The organism is Myxococcales bacterium, assembly GCA_016703425.1.
Lineage (GTDB): Bacteria > Myxococcota_A > Polyangia > Polyangiales > Polyangiaceae > JADJCA01.
Window position 1 is genome coordinate 304,543 of sequence record JADJCA010000015.1, and the last position, 18,576, is coordinate 323,118.

22 protein-coding genes and 1 tRNA gene are annotated in these 18,576 nt (G+C 67.6%); 5 read left to right on the forward strand and 18 right to left on the reverse strand.

Features of this window, described 5'->3' with window-relative positions; genetic code table 11:
• Positions 1-248: 248 nt before the first annotated feature.
• Genes IPG50_28270 through IPG50_28280 form a run of 3 tightly spaced genes read right to left on the reverse strand, consistent with a single transcriptional unit; the run spans position 249 to position 2,466 of the window.
• Positions 249-1,868: an IS21 family transposase gene (locus IPG50_28270; GenBank protein MBK6696075.1), complete on the reverse strand. Its 1,620-nt coding sequence runs from the start codon at positions 1,866-1,868 to the stop codon at positions 249-251.
• Positions 1,869-1,899: 31 nt separating this feature from the next.
• On the reverse strand, positions 1,900-2,139 hold the full coding sequence (locus IPG50_28275; GenBank protein ID MBK6696076.1) for a helix-turn-helix domain-containing protein: 240 nt from the start codon (positions 2,137-2,139) through the stop codon (positions 1,900-1,902).
• A 48-nt stretch (positions 2,140-2,187) separates the two neighbouring features.
• A complete protein-coding gene (locus IPG50_28280; GenBank protein ID MBK6696077.1) occupies positions 2,188-2,466 on the reverse strand; it encodes a hypothetical protein in 279 nt (92 codons plus the stop codon).
• Positions 2,467-2,595: 129 nt separating this feature from the next.
• Between IPG50_28280 and IPG50_28285 the strand changes: the two genes are divergently transcribed.
• Positions 2,596-2,862 carry a YdeI/OmpD-associated family protein gene (locus tag IPG50_28285; GenBank protein ID MBK6696078.1) on the forward strand — a complete coding sequence of 89 codons (267 nt, stop codon included), beginning with the start codon at positions 2,596-2,598 and terminating at the stop codon, positions 2,860-2,862.
• Positions 2,863-2,986: 124 nt separating this feature from the next.
• On the opposite strand, the gene IPG50_28290 is transcribed toward IPG50_28285, so the two are convergent.
• The 3 genes from IPG50_28290 to IPG50_28300 form a co-directional block, all read right to left on the reverse strand.
• Entirely contained in the window at positions 2,987-3,340 is a 354-nt protein-coding gene (locus IPG50_28290; GenBank protein MBK6696079.1) for an alkylphosphonate utilization protein, read from the reverse strand.
• Positions 3,341-3,476: 136 nt separating this feature from the next.
• The gene (locus IPG50_28295; GenBank protein MBK6696080.1) at positions 3,477-3,896 is read right to left on the reverse strand and encodes a hypothetical protein; all 420 of its coding nucleotides are present in this window, start codon (positions 3,894-3,896) and stop codon (positions 3,477-3,479) included.
• Positions 3,897-4,151: 255 nt separating this feature from the next.
• A complete protein-coding gene (locus IPG50_28300) occupies positions 4,152-4,535 on the reverse strand; it encodes a hypothetical protein (protein MBK6696081.1) in 384 nt (127 codons plus the stop codon).
• Between the two features lie 6 nt (positions 4,536-4,541).
• Between IPG50_28300 and IPG50_28305 the strand changes: the two genes are divergently transcribed.
• Positions 4,542-4,967, forward strand: a complete 426-nt coding sequence (locus IPG50_28305; protein MBK6696082.1) for a transposase — start codon at positions 4,542-4,544, stop codon at positions 4,965-4,967.
• Positions 4,968-5,461: 494 nt separating this feature from the next.
• Here the strand turns inward: IPG50_28305 and IPG50_28310 are convergent, their stop codons facing one another.
• The gene (locus IPG50_28310; GenBank protein MBK6696083.1) at positions 5,462-6,094 is read right to left on the reverse strand and encodes a hypothetical protein; all 633 of its coding nucleotides are present in this window, start codon (positions 6,092-6,094) and stop codon (positions 5,462-5,464) included.
• Between the two features lie 307 nt (positions 6,095-6,401).
• On the opposite strand from IPG50_28310, the gene IPG50_28315 reads away from it, so the two are divergent.
• Entirely contained in the window at positions 6,402-6,617 is a 216-nt protein-coding gene (locus IPG50_28315) for a hypothetical protein (protein MBK6696084.1), read from the forward strand.
• Positions 6,618-6,934: 317 nt separating this feature from the next.
• On the opposite strand, the gene IPG50_28320 is transcribed toward IPG50_28315, so the two are convergent.
• From IPG50_28320 to IPG50_28345, 6 genes are all read right to left on the reverse strand, one after another.
• The gene (locus IPG50_28320) at positions 6,935-7,177 is read right to left on the reverse strand and encodes a hypothetical protein (protein ID MBK6696085.1); all 243 of its coding nucleotides are present in this window, start codon (positions 7,175-7,177) and stop codon (positions 6,935-6,937) included.
• Between the two features lie 861 nt (positions 7,178-8,038).
• Positions 8,039-9,079, reverse strand: a complete 1,041-nt coding sequence (locus IPG50_28325) for a hypothetical protein (protein MBK6696086.1) — start codon at positions 9,077-9,079, stop codon at positions 8,039-8,041.
• Positions 9,080-9,171: 92 nt separating this feature from the next.
• On the reverse strand, positions 9,172-9,351 hold the full coding sequence (locus tag IPG50_28330; protein ID MBK6696087.1) for a hypothetical protein: 180 nt from the start codon (positions 9,349-9,351) through the stop codon (positions 9,172-9,174).
• The gene (locus IPG50_28335) at positions 9,336-9,563 is read right to left on the reverse strand and encodes a hypothetical protein (GenBank protein ID MBK6696088.1); all 228 of its coding nucleotides are present in this window, start codon (positions 9,561-9,563) and stop codon (positions 9,336-9,338) included. The genes IPG50_28330 and IPG50_28335 overlap by 16 nt, the downstream gene beginning before the upstream one ends.
• Before the next feature lie 541 nt (positions 9,564-10,104).
• A complete protein-coding gene (locus IPG50_28340) occupies positions 10,105-11,064 on the reverse strand; it encodes a hypothetical protein (protein MBK6696089.1) in 960 nt (319 codons plus the stop codon).
• Positions 11,065-11,558: 494 nt separating this feature from the next.
• A tRNA-Arg gene (locus IPG50_28345) sits at positions 11,559-11,635 on the reverse strand.
• Positions 11,636-11,775: 140 nt separating this feature from the next.
• Between IPG50_28345 and IPG50_28350 the strand changes: the two genes are divergently transcribed.
• Positions 11,776-12,432: a hypothetical protein gene (locus IPG50_28350; protein ID MBK6696090.1), complete on the forward strand. Its 657-nt coding sequence runs from the start codon at positions 11,776-11,778 to the stop codon at positions 12,430-12,432.
• A 41-nt stretch (positions 12,433-12,473) separates the two neighbouring features.
• Here IPG50_28350 and IPG50_28355 read toward each other — a convergent pair whose 3' ends face one another.
• The 5 genes from IPG50_28355 to IPG50_28375 all read right to left on the reverse strand — a co-directional run bounded on the left by IPG50_28355 (position 12,474) and on the right by IPG50_28375 (position 16,804).
• Positions 12,474-13,070 carry a hypothetical protein gene (locus IPG50_28355; GenBank protein ID MBK6696091.1) on the reverse strand — a complete coding sequence of 199 codons (597 nt, stop codon included), beginning with the start codon at positions 13,068-13,070 and terminating at the stop codon, positions 12,474-12,476.
• Positions 13,037-13,813, reverse strand: coding sequence for a hypothetical protein (locus IPG50_28360; protein ID MBK6696092.1), 777 nt, complete (start codon positions 13,811-13,813; stop codon positions 13,037-13,039). The genes IPG50_28355 and IPG50_28360 overlap by 34 nt, the downstream gene beginning before the upstream one ends.
• 8 nt (positions 13,814-13,821) lie before the next feature.
• On the reverse strand, positions 13,822-14,826 hold the full coding sequence (locus tag IPG50_28365) for a hypothetical protein (GenBank protein MBK6696093.1): 1,005 nt from the start codon (positions 14,824-14,826) through the stop codon (positions 13,822-13,824).
• 163 nt (positions 14,827-14,989) lie between these two features.
• Positions 14,990-15,871, reverse strand: coding sequence for a hypothetical protein (locus tag IPG50_28370; GenBank protein ID MBK6696094.1), 882 nt, complete (start codon positions 15,869-15,871; stop codon positions 14,990-14,992).
• Positions 15,872-15,928: 57 nt separating this feature from the next.
• A complete protein-coding gene (locus tag IPG50_28375; GenBank protein ID MBK6696095.1) occupies positions 15,929-16,804 on the reverse strand; it encodes a hypothetical protein in 876 nt (291 codons plus the stop codon).
• A gap of 126 nt (positions 16,805-16,930) precedes the next feature.
• On the opposite strand from IPG50_28375, the gene IPG50_28380 reads away from it, so the two are divergent.
• Entirely contained in the window at positions 16,931-18,517 is a 1,587-nt protein-coding gene (locus IPG50_28380) for an SDR family NAD(P)-dependent oxidoreductase (GenBank protein MBK6696096.1), read from the forward strand.
• Positions 18,518-18,576 lie beyond the last annotated feature (59 nt).

The following is an 18,576-nucleotide window of genomic DNA, read 5'->3' on the forward strand; positions in this document are numbered from 1 at the left end:
TCTTCTCCGGAGGCCGCCGTTTTCGACCCCAAAACCGGCTCTCTCGTGCCCGACCACGAACCTGCGCCCCACCGCTCCGGAGCTCCGGAGCGGCAACCCGTGAACCTCGCAGCGATTCGCGCCGCGCCGGCGCTCGATGTCGATGGGCGCCAGCGCCTCGGTCTGCGCCTGCAACAGCCTCGACTCGAGCACGGCCGCCATGCCTCCGAGGCGCAGCTTCATCAGCGCGTGGGTCAATTCGATGAGATTCATGCTGTCTCCTGGGTCCTTTGCGCGATGAGATCGCGGTAGTGCGTGAGGTCGCGTATGAGCGGATCGATTTGTTTGAGCGCCAACTGCGGCCCTCGCTGTTTCTCGAGGTACTGGCGCACGAAGCGATAGGTCGCGTTGCCCACCTCGAGAGCGAAGGCGCACGCATCGTTCACGGCGAAGGGGCCGTGCTTCTTCACGAGCCCGACCAACGCCACGATCCGGCGCACCCCGAGTTCCCCATCGCGGCGGTGGACTTCGTCGGCGACGGCGCCCACCGACTTGCCTGCACCGCGCGCTCGCGCGAGTAGCTGCTCGGTCGACGCGGGCGTCCTCTTCGGCTTGTCGGCCTCGTGGGTCCGGTGCTTGCCGCGCGCCTGCGGCACATGCTCCCGGAGAAGCTCTCCCGTGGCGTTTAGCATCCGCACTCGCCGGTCGTCCCACTGCACGGCAAGGACGTGTCCGATGGTGCCGGGCGGCGCCGAGTAGTACGCACCGTCGACTTCCACGTGCCCGTCGAGGTGCACCGTGCGCTTTCCGTAGCGGTAGTAGCGAAACGGTTCGACAGGGAGCGCCAAGAGGTGTGGCTTCTCTTCGGCAAACATCGCCGCAACCTGACGCTTCGTCGTCCCGTGGATCCGCGTGTCTGCCCACCGGGCGGCCCAGTGGTCGAGGTGGCCCTGGGCATCTTCGAGACTCTCGAAGCGAAGGCCCTTCAGCGCCGTGCGCTGCGTGTGCCCGATCCCCGACTCGACTTTGCCTTTGCGATCCGGGTGCCGGATGCGGCAAGGCAACGCCACGGCGCCGTAGTGCATCAGCACGTCTCGATAGAGCGGGTTGATCGAGAGCGGGTTGATCGCCGGGTCGTAAATGTCCGGCGCGAGGACGCCCTCCTTCAGGTTGTCCAGCACCGTCACGCGCGGTGCGCCGCCGAGACGCCGAAAGGCTCGCTCGTGCAGCTCGCTCCAAATCTGCGCGCTCGAGCGCCACGAAAGCAGGCGCACCGACTTGCGGCTGTACCCCAGCGTCATCACGAAGAGCCGCGTGCGCTTGTACTTTCCCGTCGCAGGGTCGCGGACCATCGAGCCCTCGCCGTAGTCGACCTGCGCTTCCTCGCCAGGCGGCGTCTCGATCACGGGGTGCGCCTCAAGCTCTCGCGTGCCGTGGAGCTTCTTCACGAAGCGCGAAACGCTCGCGTAGCGCGCCGCGAAGCCGTGGCTCACGACGAGGTCCTGATAGATCGCCTTCGCGTTCCGGCCTCGCACGAGCGCGTCCTCGATGAAGGCACGGTGAGGCTCGCACTCGCTCGCCCGCGGCGAGCGGCTCGCGCCGGCGGTCGAGTCGGGGATCGCTTCTTTGGCCGGTTTTGGACCTGTCAGCTCGAGCGCCGCCGATCCTGCAGGCCCGCTTTCCGCATCAGACTCGGGGATCGGCTCTTTGGCCGGTTTTGAATGTCCCCATCCCCGGGCCGGACGCACGGCAATTCCTGCCTCGCGCAGGTACCTGCTCGACGTCTCGCGCCGAATCCCCGTCGCCGTCTCGATGCGCCTTAGCGACCATCCGAGTCGTCCAAGCGCCAAAACCTGCTGCTTTTTATCGTCGCTCAAGACGTTGCCCATCCCGTCGTGGGGCCTCAACCCCGCGACTTCGTCAACGCCTCCCTCCGCTACCTCGTTGGCCGGTTTTCAGGCGATCCTCTTTGGCCCCCTTTTTTGGGTGATCCCCGAGGTGCGGAGCGACAGTGTCCGCCTCGCGCTTGCGTCGAAGCCATCGCTGCAGGGCCGCCGGAGCCACCCCGAAACGTGCGGCAACGACGAGGATCGACTCGCCGCCCCGCTCGTACGCTCGGACGACACGCTCTCGAAGCTCGATCGGATGCGGAGCGGGCATGACCGCCTTTGATCACGCCTGACGCATCCATTCAAGGGAGCTCTGGGATTAGTTGGCGCCGCCAGCCGGGACGAAGGCGCCGGCCTCGGCGTTCCATGCGAGCCGACCGCGATGCTCGTCGAGCCACGCATTCCATCGCGCCTGAGCGCGAGAAGGCTGGTACGGCGACAACGCGCAGGCGAGCGTGTTCGAGGTGCCGAAGCCGCCTCGAACGAGGAGCACCCGACGATGAAGCCAGTGGAGCTCGTCGCGACGATGCTCCGGAACAGCGTGCCCGTCGGCGGGATCGTCTACGAGCCCTTCAGCCGTCGCCCTCGAGCGCCTCACCGCGCTGGGGCTCCAGCCCGAGCTCGACTCGTCCGAGGTGCGTGACCGGGTTCATCCGCATGCCAGGGCGGGAGGACGACAGCGAGCGCGCTCCTTGGCGACCAGCGCATTCCTTTCTACCGTTGCTCCGTGAGCAGCCAGCGGGTTCCCGGCGGTGTCGTGCACAAGCTTCCCGCAGATCTGCGGGAGGCGCTGATCGCGAACGATGCAGCGCTCGCCGCCTGGATCGACATCACGCCTTTGGCCCGCAATGAGTTCATCTGCTGGGTCGAGGATGCCAAGCAGTTGACGACCCGATCTCGCCGCATCCGCCGAACGCAGGAGGAATTGGAGGAGGGTCAGCGCCGACCCTGCTGTTGGCCTGGGTGCAAGCATCGAGAGCGCACCGGGCGCTAATTAATTAGCAATTGCCGCTTCCTCCTAAGGCTCTGCATGACGCTTCAGGCGATCGAGGAGCACTCGGGGTGGACGAGAAGACGATCCGAAACATGTTGCGAATGGCGCGGTTGGCTTCCGCCGCTCACACCTTCTTCACGTACATCGACTTGAGGCCCACCTGGCCGAAGCCCTCGATGCGGCAGTCGATGTCGTGATCGCCGTCGACGAGCTTGATGTTCTTCACCTTCGTGCCTGCCTTGAGCGGCTTCGGCGCACCCTTCACCGGGAGGTCCTTGATGAGCGCGACGGTGTCCCCGTCCGCCAGGACGTTCCCGTTCGTGTCCTTCCACACGCGCGGGCCGTCCTCCGCGTCGACCGCCTTCGCCGCGGTGTCCGCGCTCCACTCGTGCCCGCACTCGGGGCAGACGAGGAGTCCGGATCCGTCCTCGTAAGCATAGGTCGACGCACACTTCGGGCAGGCCGGCAGATCGCTCATGACGCGCGTATACCATGCTCACCAAGCGCGTTCGCTCACTCCTAATGGATCGATCCACCGCACCATCGCCGTCGCTTGAAGCGCTGACGGTAGGGTTCGGGCTGTGGAGCCGCACCCTGCTCAATGCACTCCTCTCTTAGGGAACCAGCTGCACCTGCGTTGCGTTGATGGCCAAGAACGGCCGACTACCGCCATCGGGTCGCAGGTTGATGTCCAGCTCCATGCAGCCGAGTGACGCGATCCCATCGACCTTCACGCGCCGTCCGTTCGCAGAGCGCACCTGCTCGCAAACGGACCCGCGGGCGCCCACTTCAACCCTCTCTTTTTCGTCAACGAGCTCCGCCTGACACGATTCACCATCGGACGAGACGTTCTCCAATATCCCCGTTGTGGCAACGCGCTTCCCTGGGCCCCCGACGTGGAGGTCGAGGCTCCACACCTCGGACAGCGGGAGTTCGCGCCCCGTCGTGCATGCGATCGCCATAAGAGTGCCCATGAGAATGGCTCGCATGTTTCGTTGTACGTGCCCGCCGACGAGACCTCCCTTGGTGCTCACGTCCAACGAGGAACCTACACTGCTGTCCTATACGGCATGGCTGCTCGGCGACGCCAAGGCCACGGTGGACCGGAGGCTTCGGGCCGGCCAGCGCGCCGCGCTCTCGCCGTCGCTCGGTGCTCCCCCGGCTGCGATTCTCGCGCCCACCATGGACCTCCGCGTCACCGTTCACGAGGAGAAAGGGAGTGCTGCTCGGATGGAGATGGATTCACGCGAGGGCGTTGAGCCGCTACGTCAGCGCGCGAGGAGGATTCGTCATGGGTCCAAAGGCGAAGGGCCGTGGTCCTTGTAGACGTCGTCGCTCGAGACGCAAAGCTCCACACTGCGCAGCGCTCTTGGGGTCGATGGATCCAAAGCGGGCCCGTTCGTGTAGAGCGGGGCGACGAAGAGCTCATGGGAGGTGCATGTTCGACCGGGGGTTACGGGACTCGACGACATGCCACTGTCGCCGGTCTTTCCCACCTCGCGACCGCGACGTGTCCTGAGGCGAGCGCCGTTGACGAGCTCGAGGCGTCGCTCGTCCGCAGCGGCGTCACGGCCAAGGCCGCCGCCGCGGAGGTCGCCGCCACCGTCGACGTCCGGTTCCGCGAGATCTTCGTGCTCTTCTTTCTCGACCTTCGCCGTCGCACGGTGGTTCACGCTGCAGTGACATACGCTCCGACCGACGCGTGGTGCGCGCAGCAAGCCCGCAACGCGACGATGGATCAGGCTCCGCAAGTCCTCGTCTGCGAACGCGACGGAAAGTTCGGCGGCGCCTTCGCATCGACCTTCGAGGGTGTCGGCGTCCGCATCGTGCGGACAGCGCCGCGCGCGCCGAACATGAACGCCTTCGCCGAGCGGTTCGTCGGAACGTTCCGTCGCGAGCTGCTCGATCATGTCCTCATCTTCGGGGGAGCAACACCTCCGCAACCTCGTCACCGAATACGTGCACTTCTACAACGAAGCCCGTTTGCTCCACGAGCAGCCCATCCCGAGAGCACCCGAGGTCAATGGCTCGATCCGAGCCGTCGCCGTTCTCGGCGGCCTGCACCACGACTACCGCCGCGCTGCATGACGCGCGGATCGCATTAGTAGCCAGCACGGGACAGAATGCCCAGCGAGAGACCGACCGCAAATGGAGCCTCCGCCTGCGAGCCTCGCTGGTGCAGACCGCGCGTCCGTGCGCACGACAGGCTCAAGCGCTCCTCGACGTAAGGTGCAAAGCGCTCGCCTCATGAGCAACGCCGCGTCTCCCTGGACGATTCAGCGCTTCAATGGGCAGCTGTCGCAGATCGGCCTCGGCGGCGCGCGCATCGTGACCCACGGCTCGCCCTCGTGGAGCGTTCCGGTTTGGCATCTCGTCATCGAGAAGGCGGGGGCGCGGTCCACCGCAAGGCAGAGCCCGAGTGGCGCGTGGACGAAGACGCGTTGTACGCGCTTCACGCGAGACTCGATTCGATGCGCCAAGAGCACGTGGGAATTGCACGATCGTGAAGCCGATACCGAAGCCGGTCGATCCGTGCAAGGCACGTTCGTCATCGACACGCACGACGTCGCGCAAGCGCTGGCATCTGTGACGCGATTGGCTAGCGATCGCACACCGGCGCTTCACGGACCCACGTCCCGCGTACGCATCGTAAGCGGACGCCGCCGCCAACTTCCCAGCAAGAGCCGTAGTCACACGTGAATCCTTCGCGCGCGCACCCATCCCCTACGCGCGGACGAGGCGAGGCGCACTCCGCGTCGAGGAGCCCAAGGAGGCACTGGTGTCGAGCGATCGCGTCGGTGCCGCGCTCGCATGCACATCGCACGTACGTGTTGTCCTCGACGATGGTGCACGCGCCCATGGCTTCTGGTGTGCATTGGGCTGGCAAGCCGCTCGGCGGCCCGAGCACGGCCCGACAAGTCGCGACCGGAACGGTGCCGGCGCACGCGCCCGCACGGGTCGTCGTCCAGCGCCCGTTCGTGCACGTCCGCTCGTCGTTGCATCGCGGATCCTCCTCCCCGCCGTATTCACACGCGAGCCCCTCGCGTGTGCAGGCCTCACCGCTCACCGGGAGCTCTTCAGGGCACGACGAGGCGGCGCGCCTCCCGCTCCCGGGCGGCGGCACGCCAATCCGTGACGCGCCCCCGTCTGGCTCCGCGGGCCCCGTGGCGACGGTGCCGCCACAGGCCATTGCGATGATGATCGTCGGCACGGTGAGTACGAAGAAGCGCATGTCGCGGCATCAGCAACGCACGTGCCGCACGTCGCCCTGCGCGATGGATCGCGCGGGTGCAGCCCGCGATGCGATCGGGAGATCGCGCGCGACGCAACGTGGCACACCGCGCGTCGCCCGAGCCTCGCTTCCGATCGAAATCCTTCCGCCGCCGACTGGACTGCACCACACAGCGACCATGCTCGAACGCGTAACGCTGCGTCGTGACGGGTTGCCCGGTGTGTCGATGAGCAGCTCGTAGCGCGCTCGCCTCGTCGAACGCGCGAGGCTCGCAAGCCGCGGAATGAAGACGCGCTACATTGCAGCGATGGCAGCCGCAGTGTCCGGGGTCGTGCACGGCAACGTGATTGAGTTGGACGAAGCTGTACCCGCGCTCGAGGGTCGCCGCTTTCGCGTCACCGTAGAGGCCGTGGACGATCTGCCAGCAGAGAAGCCTGCCGAACAACAACGCGCTTGGGACGCGTGGGCTAAACGTGGACCGCAAGGCCCTGTGACCGACGACGATGAGCCAGAGCTCTCATGATTCGCCGCGGTGACGTGCGCTGGTTCCGATTCTCGTCACCGGACAAGCGGCGGCCTGTGCTCGTTCTCGGTCGCAACGACACTTCGTCGCTTGGCCAGATCCCGATCACCGTCCACGCCACCGTCCACCCCATCGACCGACGGCATGTACAGCTGAAACCTTGCGCGAGCTGGGGCGGCAACGGCGTCAATTCGGGTGCGCCGTGCCGCACGCGGAGCGTGGTTGAGGAAGTCATCGCGGAGTGGCCAGATCGACGAGAACAGCGCCGCGGTTCGCGCCTCGCGCTGCGTCAGCTGTCCGGTTCACCGACGAAGCGCTCACGGCGCGGGCCGCCTCCTGAGCTTGCCGAACGCGGCCCACTCGTACGGGACGAGCTCGAAGTGTCCACATCGCCGGCTCTGATCTTCGCCTTGCTCGATGGGGATCTCGCGCACGCCCTCGGGCGTAACCTCGACGCACGAGTCTCTCGTCTCGACGACCAAGGGCTCCTTGGTCGAGAGGAGCTTGCCCGCACGTAGCCAGAGGACGATGGCCGGCCCATCCACGGCGGCATCGATCATGTGGTGATGGATCGTCGCAGCGACGCGAAACGTTGATCGTCGCAGGCGAGCCGCACCTCGCCTCGCGAGGCACCTGGGAAGAGGGAGTCTGCTCCAACGACGATCCATACGCAGGTGTCGTCAGCCCCCATCGGCAAGAGGGGGGGTAGGAAGTCATAGCGACCTGAGGTCGGCATGTGCGAGCGGGGGAAGGGGCGCGGTAAAGGGGCGGATGTCGTCAGCGGTGCAACGGGGCGAAATGCGGCGCAAAGCCCACCCGAGAGGCGCACGTCGCCCTCGGCTCGCGGTCGGTCAGACGAGCGCAGCGTCGTACGCGACGATTGGGTCGGCGGGCCGAGGAGCGCGAGCGGTGGTCGGGATGGCGTCAAGGGCACGCACCTGGAGCCTACCGCCGCAGCGGGCGCAGGAGCGGTACCTTCGCGGCAGCCAACGCGGGTTGCCGCTCGGCGACGCCGGCGCCAGTGCGAACGTCCTTCGCATCGTGATCGCCCCGAAGGCGGCTGCGACGCTCTACGCGCAGACCAACGGCGCCGGTCTCTTCAAGAGCACGAACGGCGGCTCGAGTTGGGCAGCGCTCTCGACGCCTGTCGCGACGCGTTACGCCGTGCTCGCCGTCGACCCCGTCGCCACCGCGTCCATCTACGTGGGCGCAGACAACGCGAGCGGGACGCAGGGGCCACTCGCGAGCACGACGGGCGGTACGGGGTTCACGGCCATCGGCCCGGCGGCGATTCCCGCCTCCGCCGACGTCGCCCTCGACGGAACGCTCTGCCTCGGCACGTCCGCCAGCGGCATCTTCCAGCGTCGCGTGCGGTCTTCGGCGCGCGAGGGCCACGACGCCTTGTCCGTGTTCGTGGCGTCTCACCAGAGCGGATGGTTCACCCAATCGTGGCCATCGAACTGGCGCAACTCGTTTGGGCCAGCGAGCCACAACCGCCCGTTGGCGACGGTGAGACTGTTGCCGTGCCGGTCGCTCGACGGACGAAACTCACCCGATTCGTTGGAGTAGAGAGCGCTCACGGCAGCCCGACGTGGCAGCGGAATGTGCGTTCGATCGTGTCGCTGCCCAACTGTGGCGTAGATCGCCCCGCGGAACTCGACCACGGATCCGACTGGCCTCGGGAGCTGGGCAAGAGGCTGGACCGCGCCAGACGCGGATAGCCGCAGGACGTGACCATTCGACGTGCCCGCCATCAGCTGCCCCTCACCCGCGCTGAGCGCGGTGACCCGACCGGCGGGCCAGCCCCAGCTCTCAGTCACTTGTTCCTTCACGCGCATCACTTCGGGCCCCGATCCGCCGAGGACGACGTCATGGCTCCCACGTGCCGAGATCAACTCGAACCGGGATCGACGGTGACCCGCCGGCGCCTCGAGCTCGAGCCATCGATGCCAGCTTCCACCGCCCTCGCGCCGGAAGATCCCCGTCGACGTCAGCACGAAGGCGACATCCCCCGCGCTTGCGACGCTCTCCACGCGCGTCGCCGGCAGCTCACCTTCGTCAGGCTCTCGCGCCCCCTCCTCGAGAGGCCACTCAACCCACTTGCCCGACTCCTCCACCATCAGCGCCGACGCCCGCTCGCTGCCGACGATCACGGCTCCGGCGACCGTCTCGAAGTCGAACCGTTCGAAGGATCCCGTCAACGGCCCGAGCGCCAGCACGGTGTCGAAGTCGACCGTCAGCTCGACGCGACGCTCGCACTCCTCTTCCGTCATCGCTTCGAAGTCCGCGAGCCACTCGTACGCGGCTTGGGGGTCGAACGGCTGTTTCCAATTCGACGCCTCCGCTTCCCGCTTGCCGGGCCAGCCCCAATCGTCGGTGACGCGCTCGCGCCCGACCACGAGCACGATGCTGCTTTCGCGAACGTCCGCGGACGCAATCGTCAGGCGGGTCGTCTGACTCACGAAGCGATGCTAGACGATGCGGACGCACGCGGTGAGGGCAGGGCAAGCGCTGCGCCGGATGGCTCAACCTGCTTGTTCGGTTCGCGAGCGACTCACGCGGAAAGGTCCTTGGCATCCCCCGCTACGAGCTCGACCACTACTTCGTCGAGCGCGATGCCGACGCAGCGCGCGGGCCAGCGCTCGACCTCGGCGATTGCCTCCCCTTCGAAGAAGGGATGCGCCCGCTCATTGAGCAGGCGGTTCATCTCCTCGACGGTCACGACATCGGCCACGTCGCGCGTGTGTAGAGAAGCGCCGCGGGCGCATCCCTCAGCTTCGGGTGGCCTTCGAGAAGCCGCATCGCGTCGACGTTCGCCACCTGCCGCGCGGGCTGCGAGTCTGCGACGAAGACGACGCCGTCGAGGTCCTTCGCGACGGAACCGATGGCCGTTAGATCGAGCCCACCGCGCGTCGAGTCGTGAGCCGGCGAATTGGTGCACGCCACGCCCGGACCCCTCTCAGTCGTGTTTACAACCGACCGTTCTTCGTCGCGATCGCCCCCCGAGCAATCTCCAGGCATTACGCGCGGACTGACCTGCGCCCTCCGGAAGGTCTGCCCCGGAGAGCGCCCTCGCGACGCGTAAACCGAGCACTCGCGTGCACCCTACACGCACCGCCTGCTCTTTGTGGAGAGCGCCGTGAGAGCCGCGCCTCGGCAATTCCAGCGGCTCATGCGCTTCGGCGACCTCCGGAGCCCCGGGTCACCAAAGTTCGTAACCGCTATCGAGTGGCGCCCCAAACGATAACGTTTACGAACTGCTCTTTGTCTTGATGGGAACCGCTCGGGTCTTAGGAACCATGCAGAGAACAGATGGAGAACCGCGGGGTTGAGCGTGTTCTCCATCGAGAGTCTGCGAGTGCTCGGTTTGTATGGGGTCCAATCGTAGGTTGCACCAACTCGGTGCGTCGACTCATTCTGAAGCGCGGCCTACCACGTTCTAGCGACACGGCCCGCGGGCACGCGCCACTATCTCGTGCATCCGCGGTCATCCCACGAGCCCCACGCTCCGAAGCTTGCCGCGTTCGCCGGTCGCCTCGACGAAGTGGCCGGCGAAGAGCCCGCCGTCAGCCAACAAGAGCGTGAAGCGCGCGCCGTCGAGCGTTAGCGTTTTCGGCCTCACGCGGCGGAGCACAGTCACGGCATCGACCGGCGGCTTCGACGTGTCTGCCCAGGATCCTTCGTGCAGCACCGCGAGTCGAGCACCGATAGCGGTCATCAGGGCAGGCAGGTTCCCGAGCAGAGCCTCGAGCTGCAGAGTCGCCTTCGCGCGCGCGGCCTCCCCATCGCTCTGTACGCGCAGCACGACCGGCAGCCGCTTGCCCGAAAGATCCGCGGTGCCCCGCCATTCGCTCGAGACAGTGTCGAACCGGAGCGGCTTCTGCCACCCAAGCTTCACCGGCTTCGCGGGCTTCGACGCGGGCTTCAGGCTCCTCGTCTTCGCGGACTTCACGGGCACGGACTTCAGGGTCACGTGCTGCTTCTCGACCCCGAGCCAAGACTTCGTCGGCTTCCCCTTGGCATCCGTAGGCGTGTCGATGACGAGGTACTTTGGGACCCCGCGACTTACGAGCAGGTGCGCCCCGCGCCCCCCGAACTCGCGCATCACCGGGAAGAAGAGCATGTACTCGTCACCAGTCTCGCCGGCGTTGAAGAGTAGTAGCGTCGGCTTTGCGGCCTTCACGAAGTGCGTGCCGTCGAGCGCCTTCTTGGCTCCTCGCCACTGCGTGTTCCACAGCTTTGCCAGCTCGCCGGCGGCGAGCTTCACATCGCCCGGGATCCTCGAGGCTACGGCTTCGGTGCGAGAAGTGAGCTTCTTCTCAACGCGAGACGGCGGGGCACTGCCCTTGCGGAACTTTGCGGCGCCATACCACGTGCTGTGCACCTCGAGCCCGCCCCAGACCCCGCGCCACCTCCCGTCTGCATATGTCGGCTCGCGCGTCCACATGCGCTCGACGTATCGCTCGGTCGGAGAAACGTCAACGCAAGAGGGACTACAAGGAAAGCTATCGTGCCGGGACCTGACCCGACCGGTGCAACAGGCGTGCGCATTGATCGACTAATGCACTCACGACCATCGCCCCATCACCGAGCAGTCGTGTGATGGTCTCGAGGCGCTCCGCCCGTCCCCCCCGGGAACCCGTGGTCGCCGACCAAACGCTCGGAGCAACCTCCGGAGCCGTGGGTCACTTCTCTCCGAGAAGTCTGCCCCAGAGAACGCGGTTTTGGACTCAAGACCGGGCCTAGCGCGCCCGTCGGCGACTCTCGACCGACGGCTCCGGAGGCTTGTGCCCCGGAACCCGCAGCGATTCCGACCGCTCGGGCGCTCCGCGATAATAGGTGTATCTTACAAGGGCGCGCCCGAGAGGATTCGCACGAGGCTGGCGCGAGCCAGCCGAGTGATCGACCATTCCTCTCGGCAAGCCAAAGCCATGTTGGCTTTGGCGCGCCCGAGAGGATTCGAACCTCCGACCTACGGCTCCGGAGGCCGCCGCTCTATCCAGCTGAGCTACGGGCGCGAACCAATCTCTCGTATCCCACGCGGGTCCTGACGTAAAGGCCGGCGGTCGGCAGGCGCTCCGGTCGTGCTGGCCGATGCCCGGCGGCCCGATCGCAACTCGGCCGCGCGCGACGACAAGATCTCCTCTAGCGTCGCCCCATGTCCCCCGGCTTCGTCCACTGGGTGCTGCGGACGCTCGACGTCGACGCGGCGCGATCGTTTTACGAAGGAGTCCTCGAGGAGGGCGCGCCCGACGTGACCAAGCTCCCCGAGCTCGCGCTTGCACGAGGAGCGAAGCCGCACTGGCTCGGGCAGCTCTCTGTCCCTGACGTCGCCGCCTCAACCGCCGCCTTCGTCGCGCGTCGCGCCCTGTTGCTCGGCAACGGCTACGCGCTGCGGGATCCCAGCGGGGCGATCCTTGGCCTCACCTCCGAAGTCGTGCCCTCGCGGCGCGACGTGCTCTCAGAGCAGCTCCTCACGTCGGATCCGATGACCGCAACGAAGGACTACGGCGAGCTCTTCGGGATGACGATGCGGGGCCACCTCGACGTACCCGGCCACGGCGTCTTTGAAACGTTTGCGTGGGGCGACGGACCCATCGTCGGCTCGCTGGGCGACATCACGGGCAAGCCACACATTCATCCCCAGTGGCTCTTCTTCTTCCGCGTCGCGGAGCTGCGCTCAGCCACGGCGTATGTCTCGGACAAAGGCGGCCACGTGATCGGACCGACGACCCTGCCGGACGGCCGGCAAGTGGCCGTGTGCGACGATCCTCAGGGAGCGGCCTTCGCGCTCATCGAGATTCCAAGGTCGTAGCTCGCTCGGCAACCAGCCAAGAGCGGGCGCCGCGACGAGTCTCACCACGTGACGACGACGCGCCCGTCGATGCCTCCGTTGGTCACCGCCGTGTACTTCGTACCGCTGCCACCCTTGCCGGCGTTGCCGGCGTAGTGAGGGCTGGCCGTCCCAGCAGGGGTGGTCGCGCTGCCCGCGGTCGTGGTGCCCGACACGACGGGCGACGAGCCGCGAACGTAACCGGAGCCTCCTCCGCCGCTGCAAGTATTGCCGCCGCCTCCACCGCCGTAATAGCCACCACCGCCACCTCCGGACTGCGACGACGTGGCGTCACCGCCAACGCCGGCGGCACCGGGGTTGCCGACTACAGCGCCCGAGCCGGGCGTGCCGCCGGCCGTCTGCGTTCCGCCGTGACCACCGCCGACGCAGTTTGCGGTGCCATCGGTGCCTTGTTGGCCGCCCCCGGCGCCAGGCACGTTTGGGGTGTGGTACCCGGCGCCTGCGCCGGCGCCGGCGACGAGATACGGCGTCGCGCCGAGACCAAGCTCGCTGCGACCACCACCACCACCGCCGTAGTTTACGCCGGCGCCGCCGCCGCCAAACGCCTTCGCCGTGGTGGGGCCGTTCAAGCCCGGGCCGCCGCCGGCTCCAACGAGCACGTCGAGCGTCGCGCCGGGGGCGACGATGAGCGAGCCCGTGGTGTAGCCCCTCCGCCGCCGAAGACGTTGTTGCCGATCGAGGCGCCGCCGCCGGCGCCCCAGAGATGAACCTGAATGGTCGAGACGCCCGACGGCACGCGGAACTTGTACGGGCCGCTCGCGGCGTAAGCGACGACGCAGCCGCCGCCGGGGCAACTGCACGAGAACCCACCCGTGAGATCGGTGCAGGTGCCGTTGCCGCAGGGGTTCACCGGCGAGCACTCGTTGATGTCGACGCACGTGTGTCCGTCATCGGGAGTGCCGTAGCCGCTGGGGCACGAGCACACGACCGACGCGTCGACGAAGCTGCAGGTCGCTTTTGGATCGCACCCCGCGAGCGCGCACGCGCCCGGCGCCGCGTCGCTCGCGTCGGTGGCGCTCGCGTCGGTGGCGTTCGCGTCGATGGCGTTCGAGCTGTCGGTCAAAGCGCTATCGTTTGCTCCGCCGTCGAGAAGGGAGACGTCTGCTGTTGAGGCGTCGGCGACGGCGCCATCGATGGACACACCACCGTCGGCGGCTTCACCGTCAACGTTGGCGTCGACCTCGTTGGCCGCATCGGCGGCGGCTGCGTCTGACGTTGCGGCCGGGCGCTCGCGAAGGAAGAGATCATCGGCGCCGGTGATGAGCTCGCACGCCGTGGTGAGCGCGACGAGGGCGATGAGGCCGCGAAGGGGCCTCTTCTGGCGCGTCTTGGCGATCTTCATGGCCACGCTCAGAAGCTCCCCGCGACGCCGGCGCCGGTCGCGTTCACGTAGGCCTCGACGCGCGGCGACGATGCGGCCGTGGACCGCGTGAGAAGTCCAACGAGCCCGATGCTGGCGCCCACTAGGCCCACGGCAAACGCCGCCGTGGACACGTGACTGAGCGACTTGGAAGCCTCGATGTCGTTGCTCGCCGCGGGATCGCACTCGTTGCCAACGCAGAGCTCCCTTGCGCGGCTCACGCGGGACAGCGCCATGGCCCCGACGACGGCGCCCACGCCGACGCCGACGGCCCCAACGCCGAAGGCGACCTTCGCGTAGAGCGGCACCGCCGCGTGTTCTTCGGGAGCGGGTCGCGCAGAAGGCGTTGCCTCGGCCCTCGCGGGCTCCGCCGCCAGTGGTCTTGTCACCGGCGTCGCTGCGGACGTCAACGCGCGCATCGCGAGGTCCACGCGCTGGGCGCTCCGCTCCGTGACCGCGAACGTTGCTGCCGTGTCGTCGTACCCCGGCGCAACGATCACGACGCGGTGCGGCCCCGGGTTTACGCGACGGAGCACCTCCAACGAGGTCCCGCGAACCGGCACCCCGTCGATGGTCATCTGGAAGGCATCGGAAGGCTGAAGTCCCGTGATGCGGAACGTCACGCTCGGGATTCGGTCGCCGAGCGACTGCGCGAGGGTCGCACAACCTTCGCGCGCTGCCTTGAACGGCGCCGGCTCCGTCGCCTCGCTCGGATACGCGAGCACGAGGCGACACGCCTCTTTGGCTTCGAGGAGCTGTCCGAGGGCTTCGTGGGCCTTCGCGAGCTCGGCGCCCGTCGTCGGCACGTGCATGATCGCGTCGGCGTCGCGGTAGGCGCGGAGCGCATCGGCGAAGCGCTTCTCCGCGTAGGCGCGGTCGCCCTGGTCCATCAGCGTCCGCGCCGTTTCACGATCAGCCGGCGACGGCGTCTGCGCCGCAGAAGGCGACACCCACAGGGCAACCGCCACGACCGTGAGGAGACTCCAACGCTTCATCGAGCTCGCCGCGCCGCGGCGTCTTCGGAGCATAGCGTCCCGCCGCGGTGCCTGTCGCTAGCTTCAGCGATCGGCGTTCCTGTTGCGCGTTGCGTTGGTTGGGTCGCTGTCTCTTCTTGAGCGTGCGCCGCATCGGCGGAGACGCTCAAGTCATGAGCGCGCCCTACAAGCGCGGCCCGAAGCCGCTCATCGTGATCGTGCCCGGTGCCACCGGGAGGTTGCGCGTCCCGAGTGACAGGCCGGACGAAGGCACGGCTAACGTCACCGACGCTTGACCCGGCGGAACATTGAAGAAGCCCAACTCGCCTCGTTCGCCAGTCTCCGTCGCGGTCGTACTGGGCACGCCGGCGACGACGTAATAGCCAGCCGTCGTCGGCCCCGGTGCAGCGAGGCGCGCGCTCATTCCGCTTGCCGGCTTGCCATCGCAATCGACGCCCAACGCCAGCACGGCGCCGAGGCTCCGATCGATCGAGACCCCCACAACCGACGCGATGAGCTCAACGTCCGCGACGCTCAAGAGGTGTTGGGCTTCCGCCGTTGCGATCTCCCGCGCGCCGTCGTCGCTCTCGTACTTCGCGGGCAGATCCGTGAGCACCGGCAACATGTCCGGGAACGACGAACTGGGCCGAAGCGCGAGAGCGGCGGTCTTTCCTCCGGGCAACGCCAAGGCCACGTACCCAGCCGCATCGGTGGTGCCTTGTGCGAGCGGCCCGACGCAGCGGAGGGGACTGCCGGCGTCGGGTGACGCGGCATCGACCTCGAAGCGCTCACAGGCCTCCACGGGCATCCCGACGACGGCAGTCTCCGTGAAGAGTCGCAAGAAGCGATGACGGCTCGTCACGGTGGCCGGCACCGCGGACGGCCGAGTCGGCGGCTGACTCAGGCAGCGCCACGCCGAGGGCAACGCGCCGCCGTCGTCGCTACGTGCATCTTGCACCGATGCGTCTCCGCAGGCCTCTCTGCAGGGCGACGCCTGCTCGCTCTCGGGGTCGCACGCGCTGCACGCGCCCAAGGCGACGATGAGGAAAACGCGGGCCAAACGCACGCCACGTCTTACTACGTTCTCCGCTGGAAGACGCCTTCGAGAGGCGGAGCGCTTGGCTCATTTGTCGAATACGACGAGCGCGCCGTCGGAGCCCACGAAGAAGGGAGCCTCGCCGGGCCACGTGACGTCGAGCGGCGCGAGGTTCGTGTTGTCTTTGGGGAGCAGCACGCCGACCGGGGCCTCGTAGAGGTCCATGCTGCGGCAACCGAACGTCCCGCACTCGTCGGCGCACCACCCGGGGAACTTGAAGTGAGCGCGCTCGGCGAGCGGCTCCGCGAACGAACCCTCAGGGTCCGACGCTGACGCCGGGGGCTCCTGATAGAGGAGACGCGACGCCACGAGGCTCGCAACCAAGTGCCGCCCCTCGACGCGCAGGGGGATGAGGGCCTCCGGCCGAACGATGGAACCGCAGCCCGGGTCGAGGGGGTCCGCCAGATCCCACGCGACGCCGGTCGTGACGAAGCCACGCGCGCGCTCAACGACGAGCTGCGAGGAGGCGGCGACGCCGTCGTCGACGCGAATGGCGTGAAGCGAGCGGAAGTCACCGCTCGGCACAAACGGCAACCTCGCGAGCTCTTTGCACGACGGAACGCCGGGCGAGAGCTCATGGCGGGCTTCTCGAACCCGAGCGGAGAGGGTGCGGTGCGCGTCCCGCACCACGGCACGACACAACCCCTGCACCGTGGCGAAGGCGCCCGTCGTGGGCGCGGCGATGAGCAAGCCCGGCACAACGCGTTGGCGAGGCTCGGGCTTCAGCGCGAGGGGCTCTTCGGCAAGGGTCGGTCCAGCATCGGCGGCGGGCGCCATGGGCTCAATCGACGCCGCGCCTTCGGCGAGCGGGGCCGACCGATCGTTCGCCCCGAGGTCTCCGCTGCAAGCCGCGAGGAGGGCCGTTGCAACGGAGCAGGCGAAGACGACTCGTAGCGTTCCCATGCCCAAAGAACGCTCATGCGGGAGAGGCTCTTCCCCGGGCAATTCCGGGTATTTTCGCGGCGACGTCAACGAAGTCGGTCTTTCCGCGAGGGCTTCCTTGCGCCATGCTGCGAGGCCGTAGTCCCCATGGCCTCCATCTCCGACGACGACATCCGCCGCTGCCTCAGTGTTCTGGAGGCACTCGTGACCGATCGCACGGGACTGACCGACCTCGACGAACCGACGAGGCGGGCGCTCTTGATCGCGGCCGGCCGCCTGTCACGCCCCGTTCGGCATGAGGTGGTGCGAACGGCGAAGGCATTCCGTCGCGTGGAGGCCAAGAAGAAGAAGAACCAGGATCGTGTGCTGCGGAGCGAGACCGGGATTCGCGAGGCGCGGAAGGCCGAGGTCTTCTCAGCGCCGGCACGGCTCACCGAACCGGGGGTCACCGAACCGGGGGCGCGTCCCGAGCAGCCAGGCAACGCACTGGCGCGGCGCGAGCTTTCGCAGCCTCGCAACTGCTACATCTGCAAGGCCGAGTTCACGCGGCTCCACTTCTTCTACGACGCTCTGTGCGCGAGCTGCGGCGACTTCAACTACGGCAAGCGCTTTCAGTCGGCGCCGCTCGACGGTCGCGTCGCGGTCATCACGGGAGCACGCGTGAAGATCGGCTTTCAGGCCGCGCTGATGATGCTGCGTGCTGGCGCCCGCGTCGTTGTAACGACCCGGTTTCCGCATGATGCCGCGAAGCGCTACGCCGCCGAGACGGACTTCGCGGCTTGGGGCCATCGGCTCACGGTGCACGGTCTCGACCTCCGGCACGCACCGAGCGTCGAGATCTTCGCGCGCTACCTGGAGGAGAACGAGCCGCGCCTCGACATCCTCATCAACAACGCGGCGCAAACAGTCCGGCGGCCGCCGGCCTACTACGCGCACCTCCTGGAGCGAGAGCTCTTGCCGTCGAGGCAGCTTCCAGAGCTGGAGCGTGCCCTCCTCCGCGCGCATGATCACCTCGCTGAGCTCGCGCTCGGCGGCAGCGCAGCACCGCAGATGACGGCGCTTTCTGGGTCTGGCTCGCTGGCCGGTGGCGCCCTGCTCGGGCCGCTCAAGGACTCGCGTGCGGGCGTGGGCATCGCCGCGTCGGCGCTCCTGTCGCAAATGCCTTACGGAGACGGCGAGCCGGCGGCCGCGAGCTTCTTCCCCGAAGGGCGGCTCGACGCGGACCTTCAGCAGGTCGACCTCCGCGCCATCAACAGCTGGCGCTTGACGCTCGCCGACGTGCCGAGCCCCGAGATGATCGAGGTGCAGCTCGTCAACGCCGTGGCGCCGTTCATCCTGTGCAGCAAGCTCAAGCCGCTCATGTTGCGCACGGCCAATCGCGACAAGCACGTCGTCAACGTCTCGGCCATGGAGGGGCAGTTCTCGCGCGGCACGAAGACCGACAAGCACCCGCACACGAACATGGCCAAAGCGGCGCTCAACATGATGACGCTCACGTCGGCGCCCGACTACGTGAAGGACGGCATCCACATGAACGCCGTCGACACGGGCTGGGTTACCGACGAAGACCCGGCGGCCATCGCGGCGCGCAAGACCGACGTGCACGACTTTCAGCCGCCGCTCGACATCGTCGACGGCGCCGCCCGCATCTGCGATCCGTTCTTCTCGGGCCTTCTCACGGGGACGCACGTGTACGGGAAGTTCTTGAAGGACTACCGCACGACGGGCTGGTAGGTCACGCACGCCCGGGGTGAGGCCGAACGGTGGCGCCCACGAGGCGACTCTGCTAGCAG

Excerpts from the sequence above, each read along its gene's own strand:
- IPG50_28270 (MBK6696075.1), bottom strand. The coding sequence starts at position 1,868 with ATGGGCAACGTCTTGAGCGACGATAAAAAGCAGCAGGTTTTGGCGCTT.
- IPG50_28275 (MBK6696076.1), bottom strand. The coding sequence starts at position 2,139 with ATGCCCGCTCCGCATCCGATCGAGCTTCGAGAGCGTGTCGTCCGAGCG.
- IPG50_28290 (MBK6696079.1), bottom strand. The coding sequence starts at position 3,340 with ATGAGCGATCTGCCGGCCTGCCCGAAGTGTGCGTCGACCTATGCTTAC.
- IPG50_28310 (MBK6696083.1), bottom strand. The coding sequence starts at position 6,094 with ATGCGCTTCTTCGTACTCACCGTGCCGACGATCATCATCGCAATGGCC.
- IPG50_28315 (MBK6696084.1), top strand. The coding sequence starts at position 6,402 with ATGGCAGCCGCAGTGTCCGGGGTCGTGCACGGCAACGTGATTGAGTTG.
- IPG50_28320 (MBK6696085.1), bottom strand. The coding sequence starts at position 7,177 with ATGATCGATGCCGCCGTGGATGGGCCGGCCATCGTCCTCTGGCTACGT.
- IPG50_28340 (MBK6696089.1), bottom strand. The coding sequence starts at position 11,064 with ATGTGGACGCGCGAGCCGACATATGCAGACGGGAGGTGGCGCGGGGTC.
- IPG50_28350 (MBK6696090.1), top strand. The coding sequence starts at position 11,776 with ATGTCCCCCGGCTTCGTCCACTGGGTGCTGCGGACGCTCGACGTCGAC.
- IPG50_28360 (MBK6696092.1), bottom strand. The coding sequence starts at position 13,813 with ATGAAGATCGCCAAGACGCGCCAGAAGAGGCCCCTTCGCGGCCTCATC.
- IPG50_28365 (MBK6696093.1), bottom strand. The coding sequence starts at position 14,826 with ATGAAGCGTTGGAGTCTCCTCACGGTCGTGGCGGTTGCCCTGTGGGTG.
- IPG50_28375 (MBK6696095.1), bottom strand. The coding sequence starts at position 16,804 with ATGGGAACGCTACGAGTCGTCTTCGCCTGCTCCGTTGCAACGGCCCTC.
- IPG50_28380 (MBK6696096.1), top strand. The coding sequence starts at position 16,931 with ATGGCCTCCATCTCCGACGACGACATCCGCCGCTGCCTCAGTGTTCTG.